Origin of the sequence: Streptomyces sp. NPDC046900 (assembly GCF_040644975.1) — a bacterium.
Classification (GTDB): domain Bacteria; phylum Actinomycetota; class Actinomycetes; order Streptomycetales; family Streptomycetaceae; genus Streptomyces.
In genome coordinates, this window is record NZ_JBEYXD010000093.1 from 1 (window position 1) to 19595 (window position 19595).

Here is a 19595-nt window from a genome sequence, read left to right on the forward strand (position 1 = left end):
GATCAACAGCTATGTCAGCAAGCCTGCCGAGGACATCTCCGCGACCGAGAAGGGCGCGATCCGCTGTGCGGTAACGCTGCTTCCGGCGGGCCGTCCGCTATCGGCTTACTTCGCGTAGAACGCGTTGTAGATCGAGATCGTCGACTTGTTGCCCTTCTTGTCGGCGATCTTGGCGTGGAACGACAGACCCTGGCCCTTCGCCGGGTTCCGGTAGGTGATCTTGCCGTTCTTGACCGTCAGCTTCGTCCAGGTCCTGCCGTAGTCGTACGACACCCACACGCCCAGCGACTGCAGGTTGCGGCCCGCGGCCGAGCCCTGGACGGTGACCGGGATCGTGACCTTCTTGCCGGCCGCGACCCGGCTGTCGAGGCCGGTGGCGGCGCCGAAGCGGACCGAGGAGGTGGGCAGCTTGGCGCTGGCCTTCTTGGACTTGAACGTCCAGCTCGCGTCGATGCGGGTGGACGCCGCGGCGACCTTCACACTGCGGATGACCGAGGTCGTCAGCTTGTACGTGGCCTCACCGGACGGCACCTTGAAGGACTTGGCGCCGAACAGCGGGTCGTCGTTGGAGCCGACCTTGGCGCCGTTTCGGTACAGCGTCGTCTTCACCGACATGAAGTCCGAGGAACCGGCGTGCGACTGGCTGTCCGCGAACAGCGGCAGATAGCCGTAGATCTCGTTGCCGTCGCGGAAGAGGCCGTACTCGGAGGTGACCAGCGGCCCGAACACGGCCGTGTTGAAGGTCCTGGTGTAGCTCTTGCCCGGCTTGTAGGTCTCAACATTGCCGAGCGTGTAGTACGCCTCGGGGATCGGCAGGCCCTGCGGGTCCTTCTTGCCCCCGAACTGCGAGAAGTCGAGCAGCCACTCCACCGCGTTGCCGGTGGACACGTACAGCGTGCGCGTACCGCGCAGCTTCTGCTCGACCGGGGAGTTGAAGGCGAAGTCGTTCGGCAGGAAGCCGTAGAGGCCGACCGCGCCGGTCTTCCCGCTGGAGGCGGAGCCGAGGTTCACCTTCAGCGTGGCGAGATCGCCCGGCTTGTAGTGCTGGACGTGCGCGCCTTCGAGCTTCTTGACATTGGCCCCGGTGAAGACGTCGTACTCCGCGGCGTCACCCTTGGTCCACTGCCCGAACCAGCTCTGGGACAGACCCGAGGAGACCGCCGGGCCGACGTGCGCGACCCTCACGTCCTGGAAGGACGGCGCGAAGATGCCGCCGCCGACTCCCGCCGGGTCGTAGGTGTAGGAGACCATCCCGGACAGCGGCTTGGCCGACGCGTCCGGCACCGTGATGTCGGCGGGCTGGGCCTTGGTCAGGTCCAGGGTGACCGTGGTGTCCTTGGTGACGCTCAGCTGGGGCTGGACCAGCCAGTCGGCGCCGCCCTCGATGGAGGTCGGGTCCTTCACCGAGACGGAGTCCAGCGCGTAGGTGCCCTTGGGCACCCGGACGGTCACGGTGTCCGCGCTGCTCTGCGACGGGTAGTCCCGGCCGTCGTCGGCCGAGGTGTTGAAGAGGTCCGTCAGATGGACGGGCGTCTGCCCCTCACGGTTGACGTACTTCAAGGTGACGTCGTACGACTCCGCCTCGCGCTCCACCGCCGCGGCCGTGCGCACGCTCTGGCCGCCGCCGGTCGCCGTCACGTACGCCCAGTACGAGCCGTCCGCGCTGCCGCCCAGCTTGGAGTTGACGCTCAGCGGGACCGTTGCGGTGCCGCCCGCCGGAACGGTGACGTTCGTCGCGCCGAGCGCGAAGAAGCCGGCCGGCGCGGGCCGGCCCGTGGGGCCGGTGGCCGTCATCGAGAGCGAGAGGGTGACGGCGGTCTTACCGACGTTGCGGTACGTCACCTGCTTGGTGACCGGCGTGTCGTCGGTGTGCGGCCAGCGCGCGACGCCGAAGCTCACGGACGACGGGTCGGCGAGCACGGTCTGCTTGATCGCCTTGTCCACGGCGATCCGGCCCGAACCCTGCTGGAAGGGGGTGTAGTTGCCGCCCTTCGCGGAGCCCGTCAGCGCCGACTTCAGCTCGGCGAACGTCCAGTCGGGGTGCTCCTGCTTGAGGATGGCGGCGGCGCCCGCGACATGCGGGGTCGCCATCGACGTACCCGAGATGGTCAGGTAGCCGGCCGGATTCTCGCCGACCTCCTTGTCGATGAGGCTGCCGGGCGCCGCGGCGGCCGTGATGTTCACACCGGGGGCGGTGACATCGGGCTTGATGGCGCCGTCGAGGCCGGGGCCGCGGCTGGAGAAGGACGCCAGCCTGTCGTTGTCGTCGACGGCGCCGACGGTGAGCGCGTCGGCCGCGCTGCCCGGCGAGCCGATGGTCCGGTCGCCGAGCTCGCCGTCGTTGCCCGCGGCGATGGCGAACAGGATGCCCTTCTGCTCGGAGAGCTTGTTCACCTCGGCCTCGAGCGGGTCGATGTCGGGCGTGTCGATGCCGCCCAGGCTGAGGTTGACGATGTCGGCGCCCTGCTGGGCGGCCCACTCCATGCCCGCGAGGATGCCGGAGTCGTCGCCGTACCCGTCGTCGTCCAGGACCTTGCCGCTGATTATCTTGGCGCCGGGCGCGACGCCCTTGTACTTGCCCTTCGACTTCGCGCCCGTACCGGCCGCGATGGACGCCACATGCGTGCCGTGGCCGACCTTGTCGGCGGTGGTGGCGGCGGTCGAGAAGTTCTTGGCCTCGATCACCTGGCCCTTGAGGTCCGGGTGATCGCCGTCGACACCGGTGTCCAGTACGGCGATCTTGACGCCCTTGCCGTCGTATCCCACCGCCCAGGCCTTGGGGGCGCCGATCTGCGACACCGACTTGTCCAGGCTGGCCTTGCGGACACCGTCGAGCCAGACGTGCGCGACGCCCTCGGCGGCGGTGTCGCCGTTGGTGAGGGCCTTCCACAGCTCGGCCTGGTGTCGCTGGGGCGTCTGCACCGCGTCCGCGTTCAGGGACTTCAGGGTGCGGCGGAGCGTGCCCGCCTCACGGACGTCCGCCTTCGCGGAGTTCGCCGTGCCCCGGTAGCCGACGATGACCTTCAGGCCGTTCTTCTGGTCCTTGCGGGCGCGGGCCGTGTTGAGCTCGGTGACGTCGAACAGACGCCGGTCGAGCTTGCCGTTGGCTATCAGGCCCGCCGCGTCGGCCGGCACCACATAGGTGTGCCCCTCGGCCTTGCGGACCTGAACCAGGACGTTCTCGCGGCCCTTGGCCCGCTCGAGCCCGACGACGCGGCCCTTGGCGTCGACGACGACGCGGTCGCCCGTGATCAGGGTGATGCGGTGCTGGGCCGAAAAACCGGACGCGGCCGTGCGCGACGTGCGCTCCGGCTTCGCCGACGCCGGGCTGGTCATACCCGCCGCCAACGCCACGGCGGCCGCCGTGGCGACGGTCGCCGCGCATGCTCTTTTCACTTGTCTGCGCAAAACTCCCCCTGGAGATGAGGTACCGGGCGAATTCCCCGTTCACCCGGCCGGGGGTAGTTCCGCACACATGCACGTCAACCCCCCGGACTACGCAGTATGCCGGGGGGTTGATCACTGCCTCAATAGAGGGAGGGATAACGAGTTGGAGCGCCCGCGGGGGCTATGAGACCGCGTTCTCCTTCACGGTGATCCTGCCCTTGCGGATCGTCGCGAGGCGCGGGGCCTTCTTCGCGATCGTGGAGTCGTGGGTGACCATGATGAAGGTCAGCCCGCGCTCCTTCCACATGCGCTCGAGCACGTCCATGATCTCGTCGCGCATCGACTCGTCGAGGTTTCCGGTGGGTTCGTCGGCGAGGAGCACCTTCGGCTGCTTCACCAGTGCGCGGGCGATCGCGACACGCTGCTGCTGACCACCCGACATCTCGCCCGGCAGGTGCCCGAGCCGCTCGCCGAGGCCGACGGACTTCAGCGCCTCGACGGCCCGTTCGCGCCGCTCCTTGCCCTTCAGGCCGAGCGGGACGAGGGCGGTCTCGACGTTCTCCTGCGCGGTGAGTGTCGGGATGAGATTGAAGGACTGGAAGACGAAGCCGATGTTCTCGCTGCGCACCTTGGTGAGCTTCGCCTCGGAGAGCCTGGCGAGGTCGACGCCGTCGAGTTCGACCTGGCCGGCGGTCGGCTTGTCGAGTCCGCCGAGCATCTGCAGCAGCGTGGACTTGCCGCCGCCGGTGGGGCCCTGGATGACCAGCCGGTCGCCGTCGCCGATGGTGAGGTCGACGCCGTCCAGGGCGTTGATGGTCTCCTTGCCCCGTGTATAGCGCTTGGTGACGCCTCTGAGTTCGTACATGGGTCCAACTCCTGGGAATGGAAGTGAGATCGGGGCCGCGTACGCGGGAGGGCCGAAGGGGTGCGCCGGTGCGCCCCGGATGCGGACCGCGCTCGGCGACGAGAAGTGCGGGGCGGGTGCTACTCGACGCGGCGCAGGGCGTCCGCCGGGCGCAGCCGGGAGGCACGCCAGCCGCCGAAGGCGCCGGCGATCAGACCGCCGGCCACCGCGAGGGCGACCGCGAGGGCGATGGTGGTCGCGCTGACCGGTGCGGTGAGCGCCACCTCTAGGGTCCTCGCGGCCCGTCGGCCGGGGCCTTCGAAGCCACCGCCACCGCCGCCGAAGCCGCCACCACCGCCACCGCCGCCACCGAGCTGGGCCTGCAGCGTGGGGCTGATGGCGGTGACGGCGTACGCGCCCGCCAGGCCGAGCGCGATACCGAGGACACCGCCGACCAGGCCGTTGACGACGGCCTCGCCGACCACCTGCCGGGTCACCCGGCCCGACTTCCAGCCGAGCGCCTTGAGCGTGCCGAACTCGCGCACCCGGCGCGAGACCGCCGAGGAGGTGAGCAGGCCGGCCACCAGGAACGCGGCGACGAGCACCACGATCGACAGCCACTTGCCCACGTTGGTGGCGAGGCTGGAGGCGGTGGACAGCGAGCCGGAGACCGTGGAGGCGAGGTCGGAGGAGGTGGTGACCGTCGTCCCCGAGATGTTCTTCTGGATGGTCTTCTTGACGGCCGCGATCTGCTGGGAGTCGGTCGCCTTGACGTAGATCGTGGTGACCTTGTTCTTCGAGTCGGCGAGCGTCTGAGCCTGCGTCAGCGGGATGTAGAGGTTGGCGGCCGAGTCACCGCTGTCGGCCGTGGCGATGCCGATGACCGTGAACTTGACGCCCTTGATGGTGACCGTGCCGCCGACCGCGAGCTTCTTCTCCTTGGCGTACGCCGAGTCCGCGACGACCACCGCGGCGTTGGTCTCGAACGTCTTGAACGTACGGCCGCTGGTGATCTTCGAGGAGGTGAGCGGGCCGAGGGCCGGCTTGGTCACGTCGGTGCCGTAGACCGAGTAGTTGTTCACGTCGAAGTTGGCGCCGCCGCCTTCGACGCGCCCCTGGGGTCCGCCGAATCCCCGGCCGCCCTGCCGGCCGCCGTTCTGGTCCTGCTTGAACTGACCCTGTGTGAACTGGCCGCTGATCTTGATGACCCGGAGGCTGAGTCCACCCACGGCGCCCGAAACACCGCTCTGCGAGCCGACCTTGCCGACCGTGCTGCTCGCCAGGGTCTGGAAGCCCTGGACCATCACACGGTCACTGCTCTGGGTGTCCTTGGAGTCGTTGCCACGGGCGTCGAAGTTGAAGCGCGGCCCCTGTGAACCGCCCGACGGGGGCGCGGCCGCCTTCGTGACGGTCATGTCGGTACCGAGTCCGTACAGCGACTGCAGAACCTCGTCCTGTGCCTTCCCCATGCCGGAGGACACGGAGTTGACCACGATGACCAGAGCGATGCCCAGAGCGAGCCCGGAGGCGACGACGAGGGCCGCCTTTCTCCGGCGGCGCAGTTCGCGCCTCAGGTAGGTGAAGAACATGGCCGCAAGCTAGAGACGCACCCTGATGAACCCATAAACCGGACATAAGAGAACGATGAGAAGCCTGTGTTCGGCCTCGGCACCGCGGTGAGAGGGCCTGTGAGAAGACCGAGGCGCCCGCCGCCCCAAAGGGGGTCGGCGGGCGCCTGGGTGAAGCGGGGATGAGGCGCGGGGCCCTCCGGGTCAGATGGCCGATCCGGCCTTCCACTGGGCCCAGCTCATGTTCCAGCCGTTGAGGCCGTTGTCAGGCGAGACGGTCCGGTCGCCGGTGTTCTGGACGACCACGACGTCACCGACGATCGAGTGGTTGTAGAACCACGCGGCCGGCGTGTTCGGGTCGTTCGCGCCCTTCTTGTCCTGCAGGCCCACACAGCCGTGGCTGGTGTTGACGCTGCCGAAGACGGACGGGGCACCCCAGTAGTTGCCGTGGATGAACGTGCCGGAGGTGGTCAGCCGGATGGCGTGCGGCACGTCCTTGATGTCGTACTCGCCCTTGCCGTCGGAGTCCTTGAAGCCGACCGTGGCGCCGTTCATGCGGGTCTGCGTGAACTTCTCCGACATCACCATCTGGCCCTGGTAGGTGGTGTGGTCGGGGGCGCCCGCCGAGACGGGGATGGTCTTGATGGTCTTGCCGTCCTGCGTGACCTTCATCTGCTTGGTCTTCGCGTCGACGTAGGAGACCTGGTTGCGGCCGATCTTGAAGGTGACCGTCTTCTGCTGCACGCCGTACACACCGCTCGTGCCCTCGACGCCGTCGAGGGCGAGCTTCATCGTGACGGTGGAGCCTGCCTGCCAGTACTGCTCGGGACGGAAGTCGAGCCGGTTGGGGCTGAACCAGTGCCCGACCACATCCTGGCCGCTGCTGGAGGTGACGGTGATCCCCTTCTGCACGGCGGCCTTGTTGGTGATGGCCTTGTCGAAGTTGATCGAGACCGGCATACCGACGCCGACGGTCGAGCCGCTCTCCGGCGTGAAGTTGCCTATGAAGGAGTGGTCCGGGGCGACGGTCGTGAACGAGGCGTTCTCGTGGGCGTCGCGACCCTCGGAGTCCTTGGCGGTCGCGGCGACCTTGTAGGTGGTCGCCCGCTCCAGTTGGCCGCTGGGCGCCCAGCTCTTCTTGTCCGCGGATATCTGCCCGGCGACGGCGGTGCCGGACGCGGTGGTCATGGTGACCCCGGTGAGGGTTCCCTTGCTGACCGTCACCTTGGCCGCGTTGTTGATGGAGGCGTCGTCCGAACCGTCCGCTGGGGTGATCTTGATATCTGCCTCGGAGGCCTTCTTGGCGGCCGCCTCGTCGGCCTTGGCCTGCGCGGTGGACTCGCCGCCGCCGGCCGCATCGTTGCCCCCGCTGCACGCGGTGAGCACGAGCATTCCGCCGAGCAGTGCGGACGCGGTCGCCAGACCCTTGCGCCGCTTACTGTTCGTCATCACACACTTCTCCATCGTTGCCGAATCCCCAAAACCCCGAGAGCCCCCGCGCGAACCATCAACGCTACGACCGGTCGGCTCCGTTCCACATACTTGCGATGTGTGGGCCGTACCACGTTGGTGCGACGGGTGCGCATACCGCCCCCGCGTTGCTCGCGAGGCGGGAAACACCTCTTGAGACGACTGAACCCCGGGCGTCGGTTGCCGCCCGGGGTCACGATTTTCCCAAGACACGTCAGCCGAGTCGGACCTCCTCGTCCTCCTCGTCGTCGTCCGGTTCATCGTCCTCGCCGAATGCCCAGTCCGGCGACTCCGGGTCGTAGTCGATCTCCTCGCTGCTCCAGGACGCCTGGGCGACCTCGACCCCCGGCACGTCGCTGACCAGGTAGGACGGGTCGACGAGGTACGCCAGGGCCTCGGCTGTGTCTTCCGTCACAGCGCTCTCCGTGTACGCGCGTTCGCCCTCGGGCATGTCCGGATCGTCCGCGATCCGGCTCAGCGCGCTCTTGGCGACGGCGTCCGCGTCGCCCACCTCGACGACCAGTTCCACGCGAAGCCGGACAAAACGTGATGTCTCAGAAGTGCTCATGGCGGGCAGCGTACGGCCCGGAGGGGGCGCGACTTTCCCACGACCCGCGCCTTTCACTAGCATCGCCCCAGACGGCCAATTCGCAAGCGCCACAGGGGGATCGGTATTTCGTGTCCGCCGCACGTCGATCGACGTCCACCGCACGCCGGACGTTGCTGACCGCCACCGCCGCAGGGAGCCTGCTCGGGGCCCTGTGGTTCGTCCCGTCCGCCAACGCGACCACGCACACCTCCGGGCAGCAGAGCACGGCGTCCACCCGGGCCTCCGAGGAGACGGGCGTCACGGACGCGGGCACCCAACTGGCCGACACCGGAAGCGTCGACACGACGCCCTACGTGGTGGGGGGCACTCTCTTCCTGTGCCTGGGGGCCGGCTTCGTCACGTACTCGGTGCGCAGGGAGCGCATGGAGTTCTGATCCGCCCGCCGCACCCGCGAGGCGCCCGGCCACCGGGGCTCCGCCCGACGGCAGGACCCCGGTGGCCGTTCCCCCGGCGGAGTACGCCTAGCGCAGCGCCCCGGTGACCGCCTCCACGGCCGCGACCAGTCCGCCCTCACGGACGAAGGCGTCCGCGGCGGCCAGGTCGGGGGCCAGGAGGCGGTCAGGACCGGGCCCCTGGGCGCCCGCCCCGCGCAGGGCCGCGATCGCCGCCCCCGTGGCGGGAGCCGGGGTCAGGCCCTCGCGGAGTTCCACGGCCCGGGCGGCCGCGTACAGCTCGATGGCCAGGACCCGGGTGAGGTTGTCCACCGCCGTGCGCAGCTTGCGCGCCGCCGACCAGCCCATGGAGACGTGGTCCTCCTGCATCGCGGAGGACGGGATCGAGTCGGCGGAGGCGGGCACGGCCAGCCGCTTCATCTCGCTCACCAGCGCCGCCTGCGTGTACTGGGCGATCATCAGGCCCGAGTCGACGCCCGCGTCGTCCGCGAGGAACGGCGGCAGGCCGTGCGAGCGGTTCTTGTCGAGCAGGCGGTCGGTACGGCGCTCCGCGATCGACGCGAGGTCCGCCGCCGCGATCGCCAGGAAGTCCAGGACGTAGGCCACCGGGGCACCGTGGAAGTTGCCGTTGGACTCGACCCGTCCGTCCGGCAGGACGACGGGGTTGTCGACCGCGGAGGCCAGTTCGCGCTCGGCGACCATGCGGGCGTGCGCGAGGGTGTCCCGGCCTGCGCCCGCGACCTGCGGGGCGCAGCGCACCGAATAGGCGTCCTGGACGCGCGGCGCGTCGTCCTGGTGATGGCCCGTCATGCCCGAATCCCTCAGCACGGCCAGCATGTTCGCGGCCGAGGCGCCCTGTCCGGGGTGCGGGCGGATGGCGTGCAGCTCCGGCGCGAGCACCTTGTCCGTGCCGAGCAGCGCCTCCAGCGACAGAGCCGCCGTCACGTCGGCCGACTTGTACAGCTGCTCCAGGTCCGCGAGGGCCATGATCAGCATGCCGAGCATGCCGTCGGTGCCGTTGAGGAGCGCGAGGCCCTCCTTCTCGCGCAGTTCGACGGGGGCGATGCCGTGCTCGGCGAGGAGTTCGGCGGCGGGCCGGACGACCCCGTCGGGTCCTTCCGCCTCGCCCTCACCCATGAGCGTCAACGCACAGTGGGACAGCGGCGCCAGGTCGCCGGAGCAGCCGAGCGATCCGTACTCGTGCACGACCGGCGTGATACCGGCGTTGAGTATGTCGGCCATGGTCTGCGCCACCTCGGGGCGGACACCGGTGTGCCCGGAGCAGACGGTCTTCAGCCGCAGGAACATGAGCGCCCGCACGACCTCGCGCTCCACCCGCGGGCCCATTCCGGCCGCGTGCGAGCGGACGATGTTGCGCTGCAACTGGATGCGCAGTTCCTCGCTGATGTGCCGGGTGGCCAGCGCACCGAACCCGGTGCTGACCCCGTACACGGGGTCCGGCTTCGCCGCCAGTGCGTCCACGATCTCGCGGGCCGCCGCGAGGGCCGCCACGGCCTCCTGGGAGATCTCGATCCGGGCGTCCGCGCGCGCCACGGCGAGAACGTCGGACGCGGTGACGCCGGACGTTCCCACCACCACAGTGTGCATATCCATATTCAGGAGCGTACGCAGTGAATTCAATCGTGTCACTAGTGGATGGCGGGTTGACCCCTTACCGGAATCCGCGGCCCGTCTCAGTGGCGTCCGCGGAACCGGCGGCGCTCCCCGGTGGCCGGCGGCGGTGTGTCGGCCAGGCGTACGACCGGGTCGTCGGGCCCCTCACGGCCCGCGACCACGGGCTTGGCCGAACGCAGGGCCTTGGCCCGGTACTGGGCCGCGTCGGCGAGCCGGAACAGCCGGCGGGCCGAGCGGACGGTGCCGATCCGGTCCTGGGTCGAGGCCACCCCGCAGGCCACCCCGTCCCCGAACTCCAGCTGCGCGGCACGGCGGCAGATCTCGTCCGCGACCCGCACGACCTCGTCGGCCGACGGGCCGACCGCGAGGAGGCAGAACTCGTCGCCGCCGAGCCGGGCGACCAGGGCACCAGGCAGCATGGCGCCGCACAGCGAGAGAACCGATCCGAAACGCTCCAGCAGCCGGTCGCCCACGGCGTGCCCGCGTGTGTCGTTGACCCGCTTCAGCCCGTTGACGTCGCAGACGACGAGGGAGACCGCGACCCCGTCGGCTCGGTGCCGTTCGATCGCCTCGTCGAGGCGCGCGTCGACGGCACGGCGGTTGGCGAGACCGGTGAGGGCGTCGGTGAAGGCGAGCCGCCGGGCCTCCTCCAGGCGCTCGGTCTGGGCGATGCCGGCGGCGACGACGGAGGCGAGGACGGTGGCGAAGTCGGCGTCGGCGTCACCGAAGGCGGGGGCGCCGGCCTCGCGGGCGACGTACAGCTCGCCCCAGGCGAGACCGTGCAGCAGCACGGGCGCGACGACGCAGCAGCCGCGCCCGCGCCGGCGCAGGGCGGCGACCCGCTGGTGGCAGTACCCGGCATGCCCCGCGGCCGGGCCCTGAGCGGTCTCCACCCAGGCGCTCGGCCCGCCGCCGCCCGCCCAGCGCTCGTGCAGGAACTCGGTGATCTCCGGGAACTGGTGCACGGGATAGGTCTCGTCCTCCGGGAACTCCTCCTCATCGGACGCCCGCTGCCCCACATTGACCAGGACCCGCAGCCGTCCGCGCTCGCGCTCCCAGACCGAGAGCGCGGCGAAGCTCCCCCCGAGCGCCCGGCACGCGCCGAGCGCGGCGGCCCGCCATGACTCCCGCGGGTTGTGCGCTGCCGCCATCCCCTGCGCCAGTGCCACCACGGCCGCCAGCCGACTGTCCTCACCCACGACTACAGGCTAGGGACGATCAGGACAATGTGAGACATCAGTGCGGCGATCAGGGTGCGGGCCACGCCGCCGCCGGGGCGGCGTGGCTCCCGGGTCACGCGTGGATCACTCGCCCGGCCACTGCGGGCTGCGCTTCTCGTTGAAGGCCGCCACACCCTCCGCGCGGTCCCCGGAGAACGCCACCGAGCGCCACGCCGCGTCCTCGACCTCGAGCCCGGCCCGCAGATCGAGGCCGTGGCCGAGCCGCAGGGCACGCTTCGCGGCGCGCAGGCCCACCGGGGAGTTCGCCGCGATACGGGACGCGAGGGCGAGCGCCTCCTCCCGGTCCCGGCCCTCCGGCACGAGCTCGTCGACCAGACCGAGCTCCCGTGCCTCGGCCGCCTCCAGGCGCCGCGCCGTGAAGATCAGCTCCGCCGCGCGCGCCGCGCCCACCCGGCGGGGCAGCAGCTGGGTACCTCCGCCTCCCGGGATCACCCCGACGGAGACCTCGGGCAGGCCGACCACCGCGGTGCGGTCCGCCACGATCAGATCGCAGGACAGCGCCAGCTCGAAACCGCCACCCAGCGCGAAGCCGTGCACGGCGGCGACGGTGGGCATCGGCAGCTCCAGTACGCCGGTGTACGCGGCGCGCGCGACCGGACGCTGGCGCACGAGGTCGGCGTCCGTGAAGGAGTTGCGCTCCTTGAGGTCCGCCCCCACACAGAACGCCCGCTCGTGCGTCGAGGTCACGACCGTCACCCGGGCGTCCCGGTCGGCGGCCAGGTGCGCGCACGCCGAGGCGATCGAGCGGGCCATCTCCGTGGACACCGCGTTCATCGCCTTGGGCCGGTCGAGCGCCAGCTCCGCGACGTACCCGTGCCGCCGTACGACGACGTGCTCGCCGAACCGCCGCTCGTCCTCCTGCTCCGCCATGACACCCTCCCGGTTAACGCGGGTTAACTACCGACGTCCCGATCATCGCAGCCGAAGCGGCCCGACGAAAGCCGCCACGAGCCGTCGTCGAATGCGGGCCATTTACGGCCACTCCTCCTCGTTCGGGTGACATCCAGGCCGTCTCCTCCTCACCCGCCCGTAATCGCCACATAATCTGCCCACCGCTGCGGCGCATTGGGGGAGTGCGGGGCGCACACCGGGGAGGACTGGATGACGACGGACACGGCCACCACCGAGACGACCGGGACGACCACGGCACCGCAGGATGCCGCGGCGCCCCGACTGCTCCGTCCAGCGGGCCGGCACCGCAAGCCCCGGCCGCGGCGGGTGGTTCTCCTCGCCGTCGGCGGGATCGCGCTCGCGGCAGGGGGTCTGAGCCTCGTCCGCCTGGCGCCGGAGACGGCGACGGCCGGGGGCGGGACGGCGGCGGCCGAGCCCCGGATCGACGCCACCGACACGGCGGTGACGGTCGAGACGACCCTGCCGCACACGAAAGGCGTGAGCCGCTCCGCGACGACGATCACGCGCGCGGCGAGGCCGGCCTCCGCGCCGATGGCCGACCTCGGGACGTCGCGGGCCTCGTACTCACACACCGCACGGGCCACCGACCCCGCGACCGGTATCCCGGAAGCCCCCTGGACCCCGACGGCCTCCCGTTCGTCCCACCCGCCGCAGTCCACGACGCCCTCCGCGTCGTGGCCCACGCCGACCGAGCCCCCGGACCCCACCACACAGGCGCCCTCGCCGTCCCCGGACTGGCCGGGCCTGTGCTGGCCGATCATCGGCCTGTGCGTGGGCCTGCCCGGCTCCGGCGGCTGACCGAGCCGTACGAGACGAGACAGACCCCGGCCGGGGGCCGACCCGTCACGTGCGTGCCCCACCCGGGGGACTGCCGGTCGACTCCATGCCGATCACCGACCTGCACGTGCGACTGCCCGCCCCGGCCACGGACCGAACCGTACGGAACGAGACCGGCCCCGCCGAGGGCCAACCGGCCATGTGCGAACACCACCCGGGACCCGCCGGTCGACTCCATGCCGATCATCGGCCCGCACGTGCGACTGCCCGCCCCGGCCGCGGACCGAACCGTACGGAACGAGACCAGCCCCGCCGAGGGCCAACCGGCCATGTGCGAACACCACCCGGGACCCGCCGGTCGACTCCATGCCGATCACCGACCTGCACGTGCGACTGCCCGCCCCGGCCGCGGACCGAACCGTACGGAACGAGACCAGCCCCGCCGAGGGCCAACCGGTCATGTGCGCGCCCCACCCGGGGGCCCGCCGGTCGACTCCATGCCGATCACCGACCTGCACGTGCGACTGCCCGCCCTGGCCACGGACCGAACCGTACGGAACGAGACCGGCCCCGCCGAGGGCCAACCGGCCATGTGCGAACACCACCCGGGACCCGCCGGTCGACTCCATGCCGATCACCGACCTGCACGTGCGACTGCCCGCCCTGGCCACGGACCGAACCGTACGGAACGAGACCGGCCCCGCTCCGGGGGCCGACCGGCCATGTGCGAACACCGCCCGGGACCCGCCAGTCGACTCCGTGCCGATCATCGGCCCGCACGTGCGACTGCCCGCCACCGGCGGAGGACCAAGCCGCACGAGACGAGGCCGACTCCGCCCGGGGCCGACCGGTCGCATGCGGGCCCACCCGTCTGGCACGGCACAACCGCCCGATGCGGGCCTCACCCGCCAGGCACGGCCCAACCGCCCGGTACGGGCCCGCCCGCCAGGCACGGGCCCGCCCGCTCACGTGCGGTCTACGACGCCGACGCCGTTTCGCGTCGGGTCAGCAGCCACGGCTCGATCACGCCGAGGCCGCGCACCGGACGCTGCCACATCGGCTGGAGCGCGAAGCGGTACGTGGGGGGCTCCTCGCCCTCCTTCTCCGCGGCGGCCGCGGCCTCGGCGGCCTCCGCCTCGGAGGCGGGCGCCTCGCTCGTGCGGGTCAGCTCCTCCGCGAAGGCGCTGTCGACCAGGACCGCGTCCCGGGGGGCTATAGAGGTGAGCCGGCTCGCCAGGTTCACCGTCGTACCGAACACATCGCCCATGCGCGTGGTCACCGTGCCGAAGGCTATCCCCACGCGCAGTTCCGGCATGGTCTCGTCGTTCGCCATCGTCTCGATCAGGCGCAGCGCGATCTCCGCGGCCGTCCCGGCGTCGTCCGCCGCGTACAGCACCTCGTCGCCCAGCGTCTTGATGAGCCGGCCGCCGTGCGCGGCGACCAGGTCCGCCGCGGTCGTCTCGAAGGCCTCGACGAGTTCGCCGAGTTCCTCCTCCTCCATGCGGCGTGTGAGGCGGGTGAAGCCGACCAGGTCCGCGAAGCCGACGGCGAGCCGGCGGTCGACCATCTCCTCGTCGTCCGCCGCCTGCACGACCCGGCCGGTCGCCGCGGCGAGCTGGCGCCGCCAGACGTAGACGAGGAACTCCTCGAGCTCCGGCAGCAGCAGCTCTACCAGGGGATAGGTGACCTCGGTACGGGTCATGCCGGGCTCAGGGGGCTCGGTGAGGCCCTCCAGGAAGGAGTCGATCTGCCACTCGGCCAGTCGGGCGGTGGTCTGCCCGGTCGACCGGGCCACCTGCACCGCCATCGCCTCGCTCAGCAGGCCCGCCTCCACCAGACCGGCCAGCCGGCGCAGGGCCAGGACGTCGGCCTCCGTGAGCGCCTTCGCCTGCCCTATGTCCGCGAAGCCCATCGCCCGCCAGAAACGGGACGCCAGCTCCATGGACACGCCCGCGCTGCGCGCCGCCTGGAACGGGGTGTAGCGGCGCTCCGCACCCAGAATGAGCTGCTCCAGGCGCAGCGTCAGGGGGTTCTCGTCGGACTCGCCGTGTGCGTCCCGCCCGGGTTCACCGTCGGGGGCGGGGTGTACGCCCGTGCCCGAGCCCGTGTCGTCGACGGTCACGCGTGCTGCCCTTCCGATCTGCCACGGTCAGGTATCGACCGCGGTCAACTCTACGGCAGGTGTGCGGTAGCTCACTCCCTCAGCGGCACGGTCGCACACAGCGCGCCCCACCGGATACCGGACAGGGCCGTCAACTGCCTACGCGGGCCGCAGATGCACGATGTCCCCGGCTCCCACCGGCTCCTGTACCCCGTTCTCGGTCGCCAGCACGAGGCGGCCGTCGCCGTCGATCGCCACCGCCTCGCCGGTGATGGAACGGTCGCCGGGGAGTTCGGCCCGCACGAGCCGCCCCAGCGTCGCGCACCCGGCCGCGTACGTCTCCTGCAGGCCGCTCACCGCCGGGTCGCCGCCCGCACCGCGCCAGCGGACGTACCAGTCCTCCAGGGAGCGCAGCACCGCCCGCAGCAGCGTGTCGCGGTCCGTGGTGCGGGCGCCCGCCAGGGCCATGGAGCCGGCCGTGGGCACCGGCAGCTCGGTCTCACGAAGCGTGACGTTGATGCCGATGCCGACCACCACGCCGTTCTCGCCCGCGCGTTCCGCGAGGATGCCGCCGGTCTTGCGCTCCTCCTCGCCCACCGTGACCAGCAGATCGTTGGGCCACTTGAGTGCCGTGTCGACGCCCGCCGCCCGCGCGAGCCCCGTCGCGACGGCCACCCCGGCGAGCAGCGGGAGCCAGCCCCAGCGAGCGACGGGCACCTCGGCCGGCTTCAGCAGGACCGAGAAGAACAGTCCGGACCGGGCCGGGGCCGTCCAGGTGCGGTCGAGCCGCCCGCGACCGGCGTGCTGCTCCTCGGCGACAAGGACGGTGCCCTCGGCCGCCTTGCCCTCCGCGGCCAGAGCGACGAGATCGGAGTTGGTGGACCCGGTGCGCGCCACCACCTCGACCCCGGACCACAGTCCGCCCTCCCGCACCAGCCCCCGGCGCAGCGCGGCGCCGTTCAGGGGCGGGCGGTCCAGGTCGGACCAGCGGCTGCCGCCACCGGTGGCGTCGTTCGACGGGTCGTTCGCGTCTGAGGGATCTCGCGGCATCATGCAAGCCACCCTAGGTGTGGTCAACGCCGCACTGCCGATCGGTAGGCGCACCACTACGCTACGGATGAGTAACCGTTCGTTCTTCTGAGCATTCTCGTAGCACGTCATACGTCCCCACTGAGCAGGCAGGGAGCCGCATCCCGATGTCCGAGCCGGAAGAGATCGACATTCACACCACCGCGGGCAAGCTCGCGGACCTCCAGCGCCGCGTCCAGGAGGCGACGCACGCCGGCTCGGAGCGTGCCGTGGAGAAGCAGCACGCGAAGGGCAAGCTGACGGCCCGTGAGCGGATCGAGTTGCTGCTGGACGACGGCTCGTTCGTGGAGCTGGACGAGTTCGCCCGGCACCGCTCGACCAACTTCGCACTGGAGAAGAACCGCCCCTACGGGGACGGTGTGGTGACCGGGTACGGGACCGTGGACGGCCGGCCCGTCGCCGTGTTCTCCCAGGACTTCACCGTCTTCGGCGGCGCCCTCGGCGAGGTCTACGGCCAGAAGATCGTCAAGGTGATGGACTTCGCGCTGAAGACCGGCTGCCCGGTCATCGGCATCAACGACTCCGGCGGCGCCCGTATCCAGGAGGGCGTGGCCTCGCTGGGCGCCTACGGCGAGATCTTCCGCCGCAACACCCACGCCTCCGGTGTGATCCCGCAGATCAGCCTGGTCGTCGGCCCGTGCGCGGGCGGCGCGGTGTACTCCCCGGCGATCACCGACTTCACGGTGATGGTCGACCAGACCTCGCACATGTTCATCACCGGCCCCGACGTGATCAAGACGGTCACCGGCGAGGACGTCGGCTTCGAGGAGCTGGGCGGCGCCCGCACCCACAACACCGCCTCCGGCGTGGCCCATCACATGGCCGGCGAGGAGAAGGACGCCATCGAGTACGTCAAGCAACTGCTGTCGTACCTGCCGTCCAACAACCTGTCCGAGCCCCCGGTCTTCCCGGAGGAGGCGGACCTCTCCGTCAGCGACGAGGACCGCGAGCTGGACGTGCTCGTACCCGACAGCGCCAACCAGCCGTACGACATGCACACGGTGATCGAGCACATCCTCGACGACGCCGAGTTCTTCGAGACCCAGTCGCTGTTCGCGCCGAACATCCTGACCGGCTTCGGCCGGGTCGAGGGCCACCCGGTGGGCATCGTCGCCAACCAGCCGATGCAGTTCGCCGGCTGCCTCGACATCGACGCGAGCGAGAAGGCCGCGCGCTTCGTGCGCACCTGCGACGCCTTCAACGTGCCCGTGATCACCTTCGTCGACGTGCCCGGCTTCCTGCCCGGCGTCGACCAGGAGCACACCGGCATCATCCGCCGCGGCGCCAAGCTGATCTTCGCCTACGCCGAGGCCACCGTCCCGCTGATCACGGTCATCACCCGCAAGGCCTTCGGCGGCGCCTACGACGTCATGGGCTCCAAGCACCTGGGCGCGGACCTGAACCTCGCCTGGCCGACCGCCCAGATCGCCGTCATGGGCGCCCAGGGCGCGGTCAACATCCTGCACCGCCGCACGATCGGCGAGGCGGACGACCCGGAGACGACCCGCACACGGCTGATCCAGGAGTACGAGGACACCCTCCTCAACCCGTACATCGCGGCCGAGCGCGGCTACATCGACGCGGTGATCATGCCGTCCGACACCCGCCGCCACGTCGTCCGCGGGCTGCGTCAGCTGCGCACCAAGCGGGAATCCCTGCCCCCGAAGAAGCACGGCAACATCCCCCTGTAAACCCCGGACCCTGGAGCGGACATGACGATCAAGGTCGTACGGGGCAATCCGACCCCGGAGGAGCTGGCCGCCGCACTGGCGGTGGTCAGGGCCCGCGCCGCGGCGGCGGCCGCGCTGCCGCCCGGCGCGGCGCGGGAACGCGACTCCTGGGCCGACCCCTCCCGTATCGCCGCCCACCGGCTGCCCCAGCCGGGTGCGACGGCGTGGGCGCGCACGTACTGGCCCGGCTAGCGGCCGGTCCGTGCCGGCCGGTCCTTCGCGACCGGCCGGCACGGGAGCCCGGCCGGAGCCGGGCGACCCCGCGGCCGAGTTGAGTACCCGTACTCAGGCGCCGGAGTACGCCGTCGACGCACGATCGAAGGCATGCTCTGGTCCGACCCCGACAACGAGCCGCCGGAAGAACTGCGCGAGACGCAGGAGATGTTGCGGCGGCTGGGGGTCCTCATGGCGCTGGCGATGGTGATCGCGATGATCGTCATCGGCATCAGGTGAGGCGCGCCGATACGCTGAGCCCATGACCGATCAGCCGCGTCGCCGTCTCGTGCTCGCATCCCAGTCCCCCGCCCGGCTCGGATTGCTCCGGCAGGCCGGACTCGATCCCGAGGTCGTCGTGAGCGGGGTCGACGAGGACGCCGTCACCGCTCCCACGCCCGCCGAACTGGCGCTCGCGCTCGCCGAGGCCAAGGCCTCCGTGGTGGCGGCCAAGCCCGAGCTCAAGGGTGCGCTGGTGATCGGCTGCGACTCGGTACTCGACCTGGACGGCGAGGCCCTCGGCAAGCCCGCGGACGAGGAGGAGGCGACGGCACGCTGGAAGTCGATGCGCGGCCGGGCGGGCACGCTCCAGACGGGACACTGCGTCTACGACACTCTCAGCGGCCGGTACGCGTCCGCCATCGCGTCCACCGTGGTCCGCTTCGGTGAGCCCACGGACGAGGAGATCGCCGCGTACGTGGCCTCAGGCGAACCCCTGTACGTCGCCGGGGCGTTCACCCTCGACGGCCGCTCGGCACCCTTCATCGACGGCATCGACGGCGACCATGGCAACGTGATCGGCATCTCGTTGCCCCTGGTGCGCCGACTGCTGGCCGAACTGGGCGTCGGCATCACCGACTTGTGGGCCCCGCAGGCGAAGTGAACGCCGGCCGGGCGGCCGGTGCGAGCAGGACGCCGGAAGCGACGGGCGCGCGGCGCGTTCCCCGACCGTCCGGTGAGGGCCGTGGGCGAGGAGTGGCCAGAGGGTCCTGAGTGCCCCATGAGTGCTCTGTGAGCAACGGGAACCTGGTTTCCCGGGTGGCGGTGGAGGCGTTCAGGGAGTGACCGGTGCCGGGCCGCCGTTCTCGGGGGTCTCGGGCCCGGTCTGTTCCACGGCCCTCTGCACCGTTCCCTGGCCCTCCCCCGGGCCGCCGCCGTCCGCAGGCGGCGCGTCGGCCGGGCCCTGCGGGAGGTCGTACGTCATCAGGGTGAGCAGTATCAGTCCGAGCACCACCATCATGAACGCGAACGCCCCCCAGCCCACCAGGCCGACGGTGAAGGCGCCGAGCAGAGCGTGCACCACGGCCGCGCTGATCAGGAGGATGCGCCAGATGCCGGACGGGGGCCGGCCGCGCAGCGCGACCAGCAGGGCGGCGAACGCGCACAGCGCGAAGTAGAGCCCGAAGACGACTCCGCCCGCCTTCGACGACCGCGACATCATGTCCGGGTCGAGCCCGGCCAGGGACATCTGCTGCCGGTCCACGACCGTACCGAGGATCCAGTTCAGCAACGTGATGCCGATCGCCTCCACAAAGAGGAGGACCACCACGAGCCAAGCCACCGGTCTGCGGATCACCCGCCCCCACCCACCTTCGTACGCGCTTGCCTGTTACTGCCAGTACGTTC

At 71.0% G+C, this 19595-nt stretch carries 17 protein-coding genes; 6 read left to right on the forward strand and 11 right to left on the reverse strand.

Annotated elements, in window-relative coordinates; translation table 11 throughout:
• Window positions 1-105 precede the first annotated feature (105 nt).
• The 5 genes from ABZ904_RS42810 to ABZ904_RS42830 all read right to left on the reverse strand — a co-directional run bounded on the left by ABZ904_RS42810 (window position 106) and on the right by ABZ904_RS42830 (window position 7837).
• On the reverse strand, window positions 106-3396 hold the full coding sequence (locus tag ABZ904_RS42810) for a S8 family serine peptidase (protein ID WP_361829534.1): 3291 nt from the start codon (window positions 3394-3396) through the stop codon (window positions 106-108).
• Window positions 3397-3568: 172 nt separating this feature from the next.
• Window positions 3569-4252: an ABC transporter ATP-binding protein gene (locus tag ABZ904_RS42815; RefSeq protein ID WP_359411152.1), complete on the reverse strand. Its 684-nt coding sequence runs from the start codon at window positions 4250-4252 to the stop codon at window positions 3569-3571.
• 119 nt (window positions 4253-4371) lie between these two features.
• The gene (locus ABZ904_RS42820) at window positions 4372-5820 is read right to left on the reverse strand and encodes an ABC transporter permease (protein WP_361829536.1); all 1449 of its coding nucleotides are present in this window, start codon (window positions 5818-5820) and stop codon (window positions 4372-4374) included.
• Window positions 5821-6003: 183 nt separating this feature from the next.
• Entirely contained in the window at window positions 6004-7248 is a 1245-nt protein-coding gene (locus tag ABZ904_RS42825) for an Ig-like domain-containing protein (protein WP_361001853.1), read from the reverse strand.
• Between the two features lie 235 nt (window positions 7249-7483).
• A complete protein-coding gene (locus ABZ904_RS42830; RefSeq protein WP_359411146.1) occupies window positions 7484-7837 on the reverse strand; it encodes a hypothetical protein in 354 nt (117 codons plus the stop codon).
• A gap of 110 nt (window positions 7838-7947) precedes the next feature.
• Between ABZ904_RS42830 and ABZ904_RS42835 the strand changes: the two genes are divergently transcribed.
• Window positions 7948-8253 carry a hypothetical protein gene (locus ABZ904_RS42835; RefSeq protein ID WP_359411144.1) on the forward strand — a complete coding sequence of 102 codons (306 nt, stop codon included), beginning with the start codon at window positions 7948-7950 and terminating at the stop codon, window positions 8251-8253.
• Between the two features lie 87 nt (window positions 8254-8340).
• On the opposite strand, the gene hutH is transcribed toward ABZ904_RS42835, so the two are convergent.
• The 3 genes from hutH to ABZ904_RS42850 all read right to left on the reverse strand — a co-directional run bounded on the left by hutH (window position 8341) and on the right by ABZ904_RS42850 (window position 12017).
• Window positions 8341-9879: a histidine ammonia-lyase gene (gene hutH, locus ABZ904_RS42840; protein ID WP_361829548.1), complete on the reverse strand. Its 1539-nt coding sequence runs from the start codon at window positions 9877-9879 to the stop codon at window positions 8341-8343.
• A gap of 86 nt (window positions 9880-9965) precedes the next feature.
• On the reverse strand, window positions 9966-11105 hold the full coding sequence (locus ABZ904_RS42845; protein WP_361001856.1) for a sensor domain-containing diguanylate cyclase: 1140 nt from the start codon (window positions 11103-11105) through the stop codon (window positions 9966-9968).
• A 105-nt stretch (window positions 11106-11210) separates the two neighbouring features.
• On the reverse strand, window positions 11211-12017 hold the full coding sequence (locus ABZ904_RS42850; protein WP_359411158.1) for an enoyl-CoA hydratase-related protein: 807 nt from the start codon (window positions 12015-12017) through the stop codon (window positions 11211-11213).
• A gap of 231 nt (window positions 12018-12248) precedes the next feature.
• Between ABZ904_RS42850 and ABZ904_RS42855 the strand changes: the two genes are divergently transcribed.
• Window positions 12249-12857: a hypothetical protein gene (locus ABZ904_RS42855; protein WP_359411160.1), complete on the forward strand. Its 609-nt coding sequence runs from the start codon at window positions 12249-12251 to the stop codon at window positions 12855-12857.
• 955 nt (window positions 12858-13812) lie between these two features.
• Here ABZ904_RS42855 and ABZ904_RS42860 read toward each other — a convergent pair.
• Both ABZ904_RS42860 and ABZ904_RS42865 read right to left on the reverse strand, forming a co-directional pair.
• Window positions 13813-14958, reverse strand: coding sequence for an adenylate/guanylate cyclase domain-containing protein (locus ABZ904_RS42860; RefSeq protein ID WP_359411162.1), 1146 nt, complete (start codon window positions 14956-14958; stop codon window positions 13813-13815).
• A gap of 138 nt (window positions 14959-15096) precedes the next feature.
• The gene (locus tag ABZ904_RS42865; RefSeq protein WP_359411164.1) at window positions 15097-15990 is read right to left on the reverse strand and encodes a biotin--[acetyl-CoA-carboxylase] ligase; all 894 of its coding nucleotides are present in this window, start codon (window positions 15988-15990) and stop codon (window positions 15097-15099) included.
• A gap of 143 nt (window positions 15991-16133) precedes the next feature.
• Between ABZ904_RS42865 and ABZ904_RS42870 the strand changes: the two genes are divergently transcribed.
• The 4 genes from ABZ904_RS42870 (at window position 16134) to ABZ904_RS42885 (ending at window position 18852) form a co-directional block, all read left to right on the forward strand.
• Window positions 16134-17717 carry an acyl-CoA carboxylase subunit beta gene (locus ABZ904_RS42870; RefSeq protein WP_361001864.1) on the forward strand — a complete coding sequence of 528 codons (1584 nt, stop codon included), beginning with the start codon at window positions 16134-16136 and terminating at the stop codon, window positions 17715-17717.
• 21 nt (window positions 17718-17738) lie between these two features.
• Window positions 17739-17948 carry an acyl-CoA carboxylase epsilon subunit gene (locus tag ABZ904_RS42875; RefSeq protein ID WP_359393686.1) on the forward strand — a complete coding sequence of 70 codons (210 nt, stop codon included), beginning with the start codon at window positions 17739-17741 and terminating at the stop codon, window positions 17946-17948.
• Window positions 17949-18080: 132 nt separating this feature from the next.
• The gene (locus ABZ904_RS42880) at window positions 18081-18209 is read left to right on the forward strand and encodes a hypothetical protein (RefSeq protein WP_359393688.1); all 129 of its coding nucleotides are present in this window, start codon (window positions 18081-18083) and stop codon (window positions 18207-18209) included.
• A gap of 22 nt (window positions 18210-18231) precedes the next feature.
• Entirely contained in the window at window positions 18232-18852 is a 621-nt protein-coding gene (locus tag ABZ904_RS42885) for a nucleoside triphosphate pyrophosphatase (RefSeq protein ID WP_359393690.1), read from the forward strand.
• Window positions 18853-19023: 171 nt separating this feature from the next.
• On the opposite strand, the gene ABZ904_RS42890 is transcribed toward ABZ904_RS42885, so the two are convergent.
• Window positions 19024-19545 carry a hypothetical protein gene (locus tag ABZ904_RS42890; RefSeq protein ID WP_361829541.1) on the reverse strand — a complete coding sequence of 174 codons (522 nt, stop codon included), beginning with the start codon at window positions 19543-19545 and terminating at the stop codon, window positions 19024-19026.
• Window positions 19546-19595: the final 50 nt, after the last annotated feature.